Genomic DNA, 12,524 nt, shown 5'->3' on the forward strand with positions numbered 1-12,524 from the left:
AAAAGTCAGCGTGTAATCGCGCTGACTGCGTTTTGCGCCCGTATCCATTGCACCCTCCTGATCAGAAGCCAGAAGGTGTAAACCTTATTCAGGACGAGACAACCTGACCAACGAAGCCCGCCTACTGCGGGCTTTTTTTCGTCTTGAGAAAAACCAACGGGATCAGCTGTTTACCAACAACAGCCGTTTATTTACCTTTTAATTTACCATTATGCATTGACGCATTATCTATAAATGGTAACTTTACCTCAAGCCAACGCAACTCTGGCCCACGCAAGAAGCAGCTCACTGGAAAGCATCACTTCTGCCCATTCAACGAGTGAGCAGTGGGATGTAGGCCTGCATCAAACGAGAGGCTCAACTGAGCAAGGCAATATCAACGGAATGAGGCACAAACCATGACTGTAGACATCACCAACTTCACCATTGCAACCCCGCTCCCGATCTCCGATACCAATCCGATAGCGCTTGAGATCATCGGCTGGCGCGCACTGATCGAATGCCCGGACATCGTCTCGATGCTGCCCGATGGCTCGCTGCAGATGACCGCGCCAACACTCGGCGCATCCAGCAAGAGCACGAAGCGCACCCGGTGCGAATGGAAGGAACCCGGTTACTGGCTGTTCTCCAGCGCAACGGACCACTGGAACCGTCAGGAGATGCGAGTGACCAAGGTCAACTCGCTGCAGAAGGTTGTGATCGCCCAGATTCACGTGAAGGATTCAGAACGACCACCCGTCAAGGTGTTCTGGAACAAAGGCAAAATCGTCATGGGGTTCCGTTCAAGCTACTTGCAGGACGATCCGGTCAACTCGACAGTGTTGGAGAACGTGCCACTCGGCGCACTTTTCAATATCAGCATTCACGCCAATTCGAGCGGCGCCGTTTCAGTTTCGGCGAGCTGTAACGGCGTCAAATCCACTTCTGCAATCTTGCATCTCGATAACACCTGGGACACGAAAACACTCGCCTTCCACGGCGGTGTGTACAACCAGATTGATTACTCCGAAAGCACCGATCCGGAAGATGGCTCGATCTGCGTCATCAGTGACCTGTCCATCACTCACGCCTGACATCGCCATTGCGGGCGATTGCGATTAACCAACACCAGGCGCCTGACTCGGAATCAGGGCCGCAGCAAACCCAGGCCGTCGCCAATGGCGGACCTGGGAATTTCACAGATTAACTTTTGTAGCGAGGCATAGCGGGAAGCTGACCGAAGGGAACCCCGAAAGAGAAATCAGCGCTGACTAGTCGTCTCTATCGTCACGATCGCGCCGGTGATTGCGGTCATACCCCTGATCATTTTCGCGACGCTCATATCTGCGCCCACGCCCTCGATCATCGTCCTCGTCTCCGTCATACCCACGGTCGTATCCACGACCATGATCATAGCCCCGATCACGACCGTACCTTTCTCCGTCATCCCAGTGAGGACCGCAGCCGCTTAATAGAAGAGAGCCAGAGATGGCCAGGAACATTATTACTGCACGCTTCATTTGAACGTCCTAAATGCGAAGGTCGGCGATATGACCGTGAGTCTGGTCAATGATTCAGTGGTGAGGGACGCGAAACAAAAAGCAGATCCAACGCAGAGTCATGCGCTTGCGCTGTCTGGAGGCGGGCGCCGAATTGGCGTTCTGAGTGGGAGTTTTGCAAATCACAGACAACAAAAAAGGGCCCACCTTTCGGTGAGCCCTTCTAGACCGCCCAGCAGAGCGGATTTTGTTTGGTAGGCGCGATTGGACTCGAACCAACGACCCCCACCATGTCAAGGTGACCCCGAAACCATTGCAAGCTGTTGATCCATAACAATAAATAGGTATTTTTTGAGGGGTTAAAAACCACGACATACCCCTATAAGAATCAATAACTTAGCGTTGTATATTCCTACAGTAGTTCCCCTTCCTTGGCGTTCTGCCAGTCCGTAAACCCCTTACAATTTTTCCTGCTACCCTCTCCTCTTTCACGGAGGAAATCACAATGCCCAATTCAGACCTGCTCCCTTCCCTGCTCTTCAAAATCAACGAGAACCAACTCGCCCTCGAGGCTGCCATCATGGAGCTGACAATTTGGGTCGAGCAGCGAGGATCCGCCGAGGTTGCCGATAACGTGCGCAGCGCCCTGGAGACAATCGACCGTAACGAGGAATTCATCAAGATGACACTCGCGGTGCTCATGACGCCGGAGTGACAGGGGTAACAGTTCGTCGCTTCCCCCTCGCCCAACCGCATCGCCTCGATTACTGTATATACAAACAGTATTAATAAGGCGTTACCGTGCCCCCCCTCGAAATCGAAGACACAAGCGACTGGCTTGGCTGCCCAACTGAGCTTGAGACCTGTCGCTCCTTCCTGCGCATTACCGAGAACGAGGTGCAGGAACTGAACCTGCAACTGCGCAAAGCCCGAGAGGATATCTTCGGCTTGGTGCAAATGCATGCGGATATCACCAAGGAATGCGGTGCGCTGCGTGCCGAACTGGCCAAGGCCAAGGCTGACCTCGCAGATTCAAACCGCAGAGCCACCGATATCGAGACGAAAAGCAATTGGGAGCTGATGGCCAACAGCAGGCACATCAGCGAACTGACCCTCAGGATTCGCGAACTAACTGGCGAGAAGCCGTTCGAGAGCCCCTTCCCCCTTCAGCGAGACACCTCCGACACTTGAGCCCCGCTCTCTTTCGGAGTTACGGCACATCCTTGAAGAAAACGTGACCACCAAGCCTCAACGTTTCTTTTGCTTTCGCCGCCCAGCCCGGGGCCTTCTTCATGGCGATGGCGTAGTAGTGCGTGGCGCCGCCGGTGGGATCTGGAACCTTGTCGCCGACGACCTGGTCAGCGGCAATCCGTGCTTGGGCGAGCTCGCGAAACGGGATCGCCCTCGCGCCACTCAAGTAGGCGTAGTTCGGATCGTTCTTGTTCCAGCAGCTGAACTGATAGGGCGCCTGGCAGACACCGGCATAGCCCTCCCCCCACCACGATCTGTCCTTGCCGTCGTTCACGCGGTTGCGAATCGTCCAGGCCACGGCGATCTGCCCTGCCAGGCTTTCACCGCGCGCCTCGCCCCACAGCGTGTGCGCAAGGATGTCGCGGTCTTTATCGGTTACGGACATAACTTTTCTCCAGGCAAAAAAATACCCGCGCTCGGCGGGCTTTTGTTTGTGTTGGTCACACCTGCCCTTCCATGGGCAGGCAAATTGGCGTGCTTGTTTTAGTAGGTGCTTATTGCTTCGACACTGAGGTTGTTTTGATATCCCGATGAGTTGCGCGCCAAGGTGCAGGTCGCGCGCACCGACCAATTTCCCGGCGGCAGCACAAGATTTACGGGCAAGATGACCCCGGTAACCGTAAGGACCACGTCAACCACTACGGTTTTCCCGCCAACGACCTTCTGGCAAGCCTCAGCGTTAGCGATCGCTGAACTATTCGCGGCTACTACGACCACGCACGAAGCGTTGCCCGGCACACCATCAATCCGAACCGCCACAAACTGCCCGGCGGCTGCGTCAAAGGCTGTCGTAGTGTTGATGCCCTTGATCCGTACTGTTTTTACTTTTGTGTTATCCGTGGCTCGCTTAAATACGTGAAGTAGAGCCGAGAACGCCACGCCCCAAATAAGAATTCCGCCCTTTTTGGAGTGGTGGTTGATGGCGTTGCCGCCGTCTGAATTGGGGTTGGTTAGCCAGTCGTCGACGCCATAAATGTCGTCATCCGTCATTTGCGGGGTGCCGACGACATAGCGATTACCGAAGCGCGCTTGCAGGTCGAAAACAGCAGAGTCCGTTCCCGTTGAGCCCGTAATGTTAATGCCGTGACTGCCAGCCGAAAGGCCAAGATAGTTCCACACCGCCGTTTGGTAGATGCTGTTTACATACAGCATATGCTTGGCGCCTTCGCAACGAACCTCAAGGCGAACCGCAGTACCATTTGCCACTGTAAAGCCAAGTGCGCGAGTCAGAATGTTTGTGCCGTTATAGTCGAGGCGTAGGCTGTTTCCCGCAACAATCGAAAGTGTGTAACAAAAGTTTGATCCCTCAGAGCGATAAAATATGCCAGGTACAGCGGTCGCGTAGTTCGAGCAAACGAACGTCGCACCGACGTGGATATCCTCGGACGTCACGTTTCGGGTGATTTTTCCGAAGCCCGACAGCACCGAACCTGGAGTGGTAAAAACGTAAGACGACGACCCTAAGCCCCAATTGGCCGGGTAGTTGCCCCACCCGCTTTCACCACTGTACTTTTTATTGCAGATATCGATCCCTTCACGCATGAGCCAAAGGCGACGGTTTACGTCCAGCAACGTGCAATTGTTTTCGCGCGCCTTGCCGCGTGCTGTGTCCGCGTTGCGTTGCAGCGGAAGTTGCAAAGGAGCACCGACTGGGTGCTTTTTTGATGGCAGCGCAGTCGGCACGATGGCGATGGATGGCGGGTTCGTCCAGAATTTCGTGTAGTCGATTACTGCCTGCATTTGGCTCGCGAACACATAACTATCGCCAAAAGTATCGTTTGCGCCAAGGCCGATGATGAGTAAGTGAGGCGCTGCGTTGCGGGCGTGGTCAATCCACGACAGGCCGACAGTGGAGCCTACCGGCCAAGAATTGTCAGCGAAGCCGCCCGGCGCCCTGTAGAAACCGACGTTTGGATCTACGCCGGGAGGTCCGCCTTTATAGTTCGGGTCTGCAAGGCCGCCCATAGCCACGCCGGCAATGCTGTAATTGACGATGTTGATCGTCAGCCCAGGATTCTGATTGATCAGAGATCGGCGCAAAATGCCAATCGATGAGTCTTCATAGAAAAGCTGCGAGTTACCCTCAAGGATAGAGTCGCCAGTAACAGCGATGGTCACAGACCCCGCCGCAATGCCGGCCAACAGGTAGTCAATGTTCCCGATGTCGTCAAACATGGACATGGCAACATAGTCGCCCTGCTGCTTTGTCAGCAGATTAAGCGATTGCTCAAGGGTTTGACCTCCTCGCCCGATCTTCGTCGTGCCAACGGTGCTTGCTAGTTCTTGGCGAAGGGCCGCGTCACCGATGGCCAGCAGCTTTGGCGCATCCGCCGCCCAGGTCGTGGTGGTGAAAGGAAGACTTGCATCCTTGCCACGGTAGAGCTCGCCCGCATAGCGAACGACCTGCGTCGGCCGGGTAATGCTGATCCCTGCGACGTAATCGACGGCGGTTTCATACCCGCTACTGATAAGAAATTGTTGAAACTCAACTTCTCGCTCAGCTTGATCGGCGGCGAACTCAACCTCTCGCTCAACTTGATCGGCGGCGAACTCAGTGCGTCGCTGCACCTGCGCGGCATCATGCTCTGCCGTCATGCCCGCCCACGTCTTGATTGCCTTACCTAGCCTTCCGAGCCAAGTAAGATTGGAACTGTTTACGAGCTTGTCGAGGATTTGGGCATTGTCACGAAGGTCGCGTGGGTCAGTCGAGCCGTTTGGTTCAACAGGATTCCCGGTGTTATAGGCCATGGTTTTCCCCGAGGCAAAAAAAAGCCCACTCAATGGTGGGCCCGGAAAGGTTTTTGCTAAGCCGCGATCGGCGGCTCGTTGTCATCATCTGCATAGAACACTGGCGAGTATTCGGCAGCAGTAACCGCGCAGGTTCCATCCTGATTCGGGGTTATTTCGGTGATCATTGCGGGGTACCCGACTTGTTCGCTTGGCCCAAACAGGAAGCGTGCAGGCTCAATACTGAGGTCAGTGACTATGTCGAAGTCGATTGCGGTGGATGGCACAAGCACCTGGTGGAACCCCGCCGCCATCGGTTCGAACAGACTGGTTACCGTTCCGTCGTGCCGGCGGATCACCGCACGTGGTGCAGCCATAGACCAATCCATCTCCTCGCTCAGCGTGAGCAGGTACTGGTCGCCAACCGATTCAACCTCCGTGATCAAAGCGCTGCTCGTGGTGTTCGGGATGTCATCGGCCAGTGTGATGCGGTCGATGTCATCGAACACGAGAGCGTCCATCTCTGTGTCCACGCTGTAGCCCCAGCGAGAGAACTGATACTTGCGCAATTGACGCATACCAATGCGCCAGGCCCTGGTTCGGTCAGACACCCCGTCGAGCTGAATTTTGTCCACCTTCAATTCCAGACTTCCATCCAGCCTGCACGGAACTGTTTCCTTGCGGTTCGTGTACTGGTCGATGTACTCCACGTCGACTCCGTCGAAGTCATCCGGGCTTGGCGCTGTGAAGCTGGCGGTCAATTCGCTGGTCATTTCGTGTGGTGTGATCACACCGCGCGCAGGCTGTATGCCTTCACGCTTCACACTGAGAAGACCGCCACCGCTCGACAGATGAGACATGCCGGCCGTGAAGATCCCCTGAAGCGCTTCGCGGACAGGAATGGCCTTTTCATGCGACATGTCATACAGCTCGCCCCGTGGACTCCAGTAATCCCGGTCAGTCGCCGTGATTGCGTCCATATCAATAAGTGATTCATCGATGCCAAGCACTTGGCACACGTGCAGGGCTGCACCTTTTATCGATCGGGCCGGGGCATTGTCATAAATCCGCGTTGGCACGCAGCTAATCTGGCGCTCCGATTGGGCGCTGAGACGATCTCCGCCGCGCATGTCAAAGGCGATTACGGTGATTCCGGCATACGAAGATGGAGCCGGAAGCCTGGACCTGAGTCCATACCACTGAATGGCATCACGCACCTGCCCGCCCTCGACAATCTCAACCCGACGCATCCGAAACTCTGGCCGCAACGGGTAAGGAAACACCACCTTATGGGTGAATCCGATCTGGTCTGCGGTCGTGTCGGTGTAGGTGTTGGTGATTGAGTTCCAGGCCCCTGCAAGTGCAGCATCTCGCCACTGCACTTCGACTGACCTTGTGAGCGTCCGAATTTTCCCGGTCTTGTTGTAGTAGCAAAGCCCCTGACTAAAAAATATGTCGTACTCCGATTCTGTGGCCAACTCATTTTCCGGGCAGCCCATAAATGAACCGATCCAATTAATGGTGCCGCCGCTACCGGTCAACATGAAGTCGAGAAGCGTCCGTTCGGTAAAACCACCCCAAGCAGTATCAACAAGACCGGCGTCCGTAAGACGCTGAAGTGTTGCGGTCAAGCCGCTGATCGACGCAATCTTGAATCGGAGCCCGCGATAGCCAATTGCGATCCTTTGTTGCCCCTGCGGCACTCCAGTAAACGGCGTTCCGTTGTCGAATTTGAGGGTGACGAATGCGGCCTGTTCAGCGGTGCCACCCGAAGACGCAGTGCCCACGGTGTACGTCGGCCCCGACCCGAAAATCTGCACGGGTGCGCTGGACTGGGTAATAGGGCCGCCCTTGTATGGGCTCAACGGTTCAACCAGCCTGACCCGACCCGAGTTGTCCTGAGCCACAAGACCTGAGCCCGTCAGTTGCGCAGTGATCGATGCGATCAAACCACTCATGTTCGTGTAGTTGGTGCTGAGGGAAACCGTTCGCGCAATACCATTGAAGGTGATTGTCCACACAACAGCAGAGCCCGTGAAGTCATAGGTACTTGGCGCTGCACTGGCCAAGACCGCTGACGGAGTACCACCCACGCCCGCGACAGGCGGAACATATGGCGAGTAGCTGGCGATTGTAAGGTCAAGCTCATCATCACTTTTAAGCGTGACTTTCATCCCCACAAATGGGTACAGATCGACGAATTGCCCGGATATCTTGCTGTACCCCGCCGCGCTGGTAACCGTGTATGTATCGGGCGTCACCAGCCTGACTACGGTTCCAGACGCCCACACCTCTGGAAATTTCGGAGCGTTGCCCAACAGCGAAATAGAGCTCCCGCTCAAAAGCAAAGAGTCGGCGATGACAGCCGCATCTGCTGGCGCTGTGCTGGAAAGATCAAGCCCCGCTGTGCCGGCATTGGTGCCGCCAACCTCGGTGACTGGGTACCAGTTTTGCGTTCTGATATCGGCTCCCAACGACTCACCGGGCTCATAAATCGAATAGTTCACATCCGACCCGAATGCAGCAACAGGCGTGTCACCAATTTTGATAGAGCTGGGAGGGATCGACAGGTGCCCCCTGCTAACCGACAAGCACAAGCTGGATCTCATGATGCGCTTGTTCACAAAGCGCGATACAGGAGGAACCAATAAGTCTGGGTAGACCTTGGCCATGCCCAAAAGCTCACGTATCGGAGAGTTCAGCTTTGCATGATTGCCAGTGGCCGTGGCAGCATCCAAATCATCGCCCTGCTGTTGCTTGCTGGCCTTCGCTGCTTTAGGCATGGTCAGCACCATGACAATTGAAATTGCCGCCAGCGCGACAGCCGCCCAGGCCGCTACTACTGCCGCACCGGCGCGCGCTTCGGGGAAAATTCTGACCTCGATATCTGGTGTGATGATCGTTTGGTGCCATTGCTCAGGAAGCACCACGGAGCCCGCAACCTCGATGCAGATCGGATGGGCTCTATCTAAGTTAAAACCACGGACATTTTCGGAAAGCCAAGCTGACAACAGCATCGGCTCGATCACGTCGTGAGCTTCCAGCGGCACAGCATCACCTTCCATGGCACCAATCCGGGATGGGTATATTTCGATCACTTGTAATACTCCACCCGCACATAGCGGCGTTTGAGCCTGTGCAGTGGCAGGCTGATTGTGTTTTGCTTTTCGGTGATCTCCATCGCCTCAAGTGAAGCGCCGCACCTGACCACCACGCCGACATGGCGCATCGCGCTACCCTGATAGAGGGCAATCAACGCCCCCTCCTCTGGATCGCAGGGTGTCAATGTGGGAAACCACTCGCCCGCAATCTCCACCATCGATCCGTCTCCGGCACGAATGTCGGCCCACTCAGGCCAATCAGGCAACCCAAGGTCGCGACGTACTTCCAGTACCAGGCCGTAGCAGTCAACGTTCGGCCACACTCTCCCGCCCTCTAGGTACCGGCCCGCGAGGTATTTGTCGTGGTCAATCATTATTGGTACCGCATGCCAGGGGCGAATTCGCCGGTGTAGTTGAAGCGGAGCCAGAGCGTTTCCAGCAGGTTGAAATAACCTGCGACAATCTGCGCCTCTGTGGCCGTGATAGAACCATTTTTCACTTTGTAACGAAGGATCTTCGACGGGTAGGCCATGTCGGTACTGATGTACTCCCTGTACACCAGGTTGATCTCCCGTACAGACTTCAGCGCAGCACGCAGGAACCCGGAGACACTGCCGTCGATATTGCACAGCGCAAACTTCAGGTCCTGCTTTCCGTCGCTACCACGCTTGGGCAGCGCGATGGATATGCCGCAAGCTTGGAAAGTAGCGAGGCCACCAGTCTCAAGCCCAGCCTCCAGATCGTCATATCCATTGGTTAGGAAGTGGTGCGCTACACCATCGGTAACCTCCAGGGTTCCATGCAGAATTTCCGGCCCACCACTGGAATAGAGCCGGTTCAGTACGAAGCTGGTCATTGTGGCCAGTCCTTGTTGATAGCCAAATCGAGGATACTCATGCCGAGGATGTATTCCGGGGCGTAGACCGCCCAGCCACCGGTGAGGATAGGTCGTTCCCATAACTGCAGAGTCGCCTGGTAACGCCACAAACTAACGCCCTCAAGCGTCGGACCTTCGTAGATATCAAGGAAGTGGGCTTTGTACGACTGGAAGCCCTGTGGGGTTTTCAATTCACACTCAAACCACTGACTGCCAGATATCAGAACCTCTTCAAACCACGATTCAAAAAGCTGCGCCTGCGCATCGTTAAACAGCCAGGTAACAAGGCTTTCGGTTGGAACTGATGAGTACTTGCGACGGTATCTCGTCCGCCCGGTTTGCATCTGCGTACTGGCCACCGGACTCGTCGGCTTGAATCCATATCCATCTCGGAGAGCGCAGGGCAAACCCTTCGGAAACTGAATCATCTAGCAGCTCTCCCCATGCCAAACATTTGCTGGATGGCTTTTGCGCCCTTGCCGTCGCCTCGGATATCAGACACGAACTGATCAATCACCCATCTCCCATCCACTTGGCGAGAACGACTTTGACCGGCCTTGCTGGCATCTTCGATGAGATTGAAAACAGGTGGACCTGAGGAATTACTGCCTGCACTCACGCGATCCAGGGTTGAGTCCAGCTTTGCACTGGTTTCGGCAGTGGTGACTCGCTCACCTTTCTTCAGTAACCAGGTGCCAGTCTCCGGCACCGACTCGATACCATCGTGAGCCATACCGGCAAGCGCCGCAGTGCCGACAGCGCCAGCGAGTGGCCCGGTGATAGCCAAAGCAGTGGCCATCGCGGCAGGTGCTGCAAGCGGTCCAACGATTGGAATAGCGGCGGTCGACGCGAATGCGGCCAGCCCTGCTTGGAGAGACATGGCCGTCGCGTTGGCAGCCAGTGCCGTCGCAGCGCCGGACTGTGTGGTTTTGCCCACGATCAGTTGAACAGCCTGATAGACCAGCCACTGCGCGGCCATTTCCGTCAAGGCGCCGACAATTGACTTCGCCATCGATGCGGCAACATTCGCAACGGAATCGCCGAAGCTTTGATTCTCTAGGACCATCGCTTGCAGGTTGTCCGAAATCGCGCGGCTGGTCCCCTCAAGGACGCTGGATGTAGCGTCAGCCGTTTGCTGCTGGTAATCAATTGCCGTGTCGCGGTAGTTCTCCCAGGCAGCGCTGACACCATCAAGCCAGTTGTTCTGTGCTTCGTCCTGCTGGTTGTAATAGTCCTCCTGAAGAATCATCCGCTCAGCAAGCGCTTCCCCGAGCATCTCGGTTTCTTTGTCGTACAACTCTTTGGTGATGTCTCCACCGTTGAGCTGCTTCTGCAAGTCAGCGGCCTGCTTGTTGTAATCCTGTTGAATCGCGAGATCAGCCTGCAGCCGCTCCTTCAACTTGTCGCCAGATCCGGCGCCGGCAAGCTCTAACTCGAAACTCTGCTTTACCGTTTGATTACTGTCCTTGAGCGTGTCGCCGAAGGTTGTCAGCTTCGCTGTATCTTCGTTGGCCAGCTTTATTTTTTGTAAGGCATCCAGCTCGGCAGCCAGACCTTCAAGTCGCTTTTGCTGGATCGCGTTGATCCCGACCAGTTTGCCCGATGAAATCTCAAAACGAATTTTGTCGATCTCAGTCGCTTTTTTCTGCGCGTCTGTACTGGTGTTGATCAGTGCAATCTGGCGCTCGAGGTCAGTCTCAGAACTTTTGAATGTGTCGCTTATCTTTTTGGCTGCGGTCGCGGCGTCCTGTGCGGCTTTCTTCGCGCGCTCAACGGCCTTGGGATCCACACCGCTGCCTTTGCCTGGCGTCACACTGAGAGTGGTCGATGCGATTTCCGCAGCGGCTTTTTTGGCGTTAGCTACGTATTCCTTGAATTTGTCACCAGCAAGCGGCTCTTCAAGGCTTTGCTTTATTCCCGCTGCGGCCTGAGCTGCAATACCGAACTGGATTTGCGCGTCATTCGCAAGCTCGGCGGCGGTGGCTTTGAACTCTTTTGACGTATCGCCAAAAGAGATCATGCCCAGCGCGCTGTTGGCCTGGGCCGCCAAGTTGTTCGTGTGTCCAACAGCGGTGGCGAACATACCCACCAGCGTATTGGCCACAATGTCGAAAACGCGGACGATGCCATCTCCAGCGTTCACAACGAAAGCCGCTGTTGTGACCAGCTTTTCGCCCAGGTTGCCAACAACACCACTCAACCCACCAGCATCTTTTGCTGACTGGTTGACGTCCTTTGAAAACTGGGCCAGCACAGGAAGGAATTCAGCAGCCAGCATCGTTTGTGCTGAGGTGATGTACTGCCCCAACCCTTGAAGCTCGATACCGAACTGTTTGGCAGCAGCGATCGTCGTCTCGTCCATGACGATGCCGGCGTCCAATGCGGCCTGACCAAGTGCATCAAATGCTTTACCGCCGTTGCGCAGCAGTGGTACCAGCGCGGTTGAGTCGTTTGCGATGGCCTCCATGTAGAAGGTCATTTCCTGCTGATTTACGTTTGCCTTCTCAAGGCTGGTGACATACAGCGCCAACGCGTCTTTGCTGTTCAGCTTTTTGAAGCTTTCGGCAGTGAGTCCAACCTTAGGGGCGATGTTTTCAAAAAAGTCTTTTAGTGCCCCCCCGCCAGTGTTCGCAAAGTCTCCCATCTTGTCGTTGGTGTCTTTGAAGATGTCCGACAGTTTGTCCTGCTCAACTCCTACGGTTTTCGCAGCGGCGGCATATTTTTGGAATTCAGTGGTCCCGAGACCAGCAAGCGCGGCCTGGTTAGATATCTCTTTCGCGACGTTCGCCGAGTGAACAACCAGCGCCGTCAGGACGGCAGGGATGCTGCCTATCGCGACACCGACGCCCTTCGCCAAACTGTCAAAAGACTTGGCGATCTCTGCGTTGCGCTTCTTCGTCTCTTGACTGGCTTTGTCGAGCGGCCCCGTGAAAGCACCGATTTTGGCGACTAGGTCCAGCGTCAGTGTTCCCAGTGATCTGCTGGCCATATGTTTTCTCCGGACGAAAAAAAACCCGCGTTAGCGGGCTCGATTTGTGCACTTATATCAGCCGTGATCCCACCAAGCTGTAAATCTCGCAGCTAGGTAGA

At 55.4% G+C, this 12,524-nt stretch carries 10 protein-coding genes; 3 read left to right on the forward strand and 7 right to left on the reverse strand.

What is annotated here, in order from left to right:
- The first annotated feature begins 398 nt into the window (after positions 1-398).
- The 3 genes from QRN31_RS26405 to QRN31_RS26420 all read left to right on the forward strand — a co-directional run bounded on the left by QRN31_RS26405 (position 399) and on the right by QRN31_RS26420 (position 2,669).
- Positions 399-1,073, forward strand: a complete 675-nt coding sequence (locus QRN31_RS26405; protein WP_285435537.1) for a polysaccharide lyase family 7 protein — start codon at positions 399-401, stop codon at positions 1,071-1,073.
- 910 nt (positions 1,074-1,983) lie between these two features.
- Positions 1,984-2,193 carry a hypothetical protein gene (locus QRN31_RS26415; RefSeq protein ID WP_285435539.1) on the forward strand — a complete coding sequence of 70 codons (210 nt, stop codon included), beginning with the start codon at positions 1,984-1,986 and terminating at the stop codon, positions 2,191-2,193.
- A gap of 86 nt (positions 2,194-2,279) precedes the next feature.
- Positions 2,280-2,669, forward strand: coding sequence for a hypothetical protein (locus QRN31_RS26420; protein WP_285435541.1), 390 nt, complete (start codon positions 2,280-2,282; stop codon positions 2,667-2,669).
- Positions 2,670-2,688: 19 nt separating this feature from the next.
- On the opposite strand, the gene QRN31_RS26425 is transcribed toward QRN31_RS26420, so the two are convergent.
- From QRN31_RS26425 to QRN31_RS26455, 7 genes are all read right to left on the reverse strand, one after another.
- Positions 2,689-3,114 carry a cell wall hydrolase gene (locus tag QRN31_RS26425; protein ID WP_285435543.1) on the reverse strand — a complete coding sequence of 142 codons (426 nt, stop codon included), beginning with the start codon at positions 3,112-3,114 and terminating at the stop codon, positions 2,689-2,691.
- Positions 3,115-3,212: 98 nt separating this feature from the next.
- Positions 3,213-5,477, reverse strand: a complete 2,265-nt coding sequence (locus tag QRN31_RS26430; protein ID WP_285435544.1) for an SGNH/GDSL hydrolase family protein — start codon at positions 5,475-5,477, stop codon at positions 3,213-3,215.
- 56 nt (positions 5,478-5,533) lie between these two features.
- Positions 5,534-8,521: a host specificity factor TipJ family phage tail protein gene (locus QRN31_RS26435; RefSeq protein WP_285435545.1), complete on the reverse strand. Its 2,988-nt coding sequence runs from the start codon at positions 8,519-8,521 to the stop codon at positions 5,534-5,536.
- 29 nt (positions 8,522-8,550) lie between these two features.
- Positions 8,551-8,931: a nitrite transporter gene (locus tag QRN31_RS26440; protein WP_285435546.1), complete on the reverse strand. Its 381-nt coding sequence runs from the start codon at positions 8,929-8,931 to the stop codon at positions 8,551-8,553.
- A complete protein-coding gene (locus QRN31_RS26445) occupies positions 8,931-9,413 on the reverse strand; it encodes a DUF1833 family protein (protein ID WP_285435548.1) in 483 nt (160 codons plus the stop codon). The genes QRN31_RS26440 and QRN31_RS26445 overlap by 1 nt, the downstream gene beginning before the upstream one ends.
- A complete protein-coding gene (locus QRN31_RS26450) occupies positions 9,410-9,862 on the reverse strand; it encodes a hypothetical protein (RefSeq protein WP_285435549.1) in 453 nt (150 codons plus the stop codon). The genes QRN31_RS26445 and QRN31_RS26450 overlap by 4 nt, the downstream gene beginning before the upstream one ends.
- A complete protein-coding gene (locus QRN31_RS26455; RefSeq protein WP_285435550.1) occupies positions 9,859-12,423 on the reverse strand; it encodes a phage tail tape measure protein in 2,565 nt (854 codons plus the stop codon). The genes QRN31_RS26450 and QRN31_RS26455 overlap by 4 nt, the downstream gene beginning before the upstream one ends.
- Between the last annotated feature and the right edge of the window lie 101 nt (positions 12,424-12,524).

The sequence above is a fragment of the Pseudomonas sp. fls2-241-R2A-110 genome (assembly GCF_030209165.1).
GTDB lineage: Bacteria > Pseudomonadota > Gammaproteobacteria > Pseudomonadales > Pseudomonadaceae > Aquipseudomonas.

What these genes read in the sequence shown, in the direction of transcription:
- QRN31_RS26405 (WP_285435537.1), top strand. Translation starts at nt 399, where the DNA reads ATGACTGTAGACATCACCAACTTCACCATTGCAACCCCGCTCCCGATC.
- QRN31_RS26415 (WP_285435539.1), top strand. Translation starts at nt 1,984, where the DNA reads ATGCCCAATTCAGACCTGCTCCCTTCCCTGCTCTTCAAAATCAACGAG.
- QRN31_RS26425 (WP_285435543.1), bottom strand. Translation starts at nt 3,114, where the DNA reads ATGTCCGTAACCGATAAAGACCGCGACATCCTTGCGCACACGCTGTGG.
- QRN31_RS26430 (WP_285435544.1), bottom strand. Translation starts at nt 5,477, where the DNA reads ATGGCCTATAACACCGGGAATCCTGTTGAACCAAACGGCTCGACTGAC.
- QRN31_RS26435 (WP_285435545.1), bottom strand. Translation starts at nt 8,521, where the DNA reads ATGGAAGGTGATGCTGTGCCGCTGGAAGCTCACGACGTGATCGAGCCG.
- QRN31_RS26440 (WP_285435546.1), bottom strand. Translation starts at nt 8,931, where the DNA reads ATGATTGACCACGACAAATACCTCGCGGGCCGGTACCTAGAGGGCGGG.
- QRN31_RS26445 (WP_285435548.1), bottom strand. Translation starts at nt 9,413, where the DNA reads ATGACCAGCTTCGTACTGAACCGGCTCTATTCCAGTGGTGGGCCGGAA.
- QRN31_RS26450 (WP_285435549.1), bottom strand. Translation starts at nt 9,862, where the DNA reads ATGATTCAGTTTCCGAAGGGTTTGCCCTGCGCTCTCCGAGATGGATAT.
- QRN31_RS26455 (WP_285435550.1), bottom strand. Translation starts at nt 12,423, where the DNA reads ATGGCCAGCAGATCACTGGGAACACTGACGCTGGACCTAGTCGCCAAA.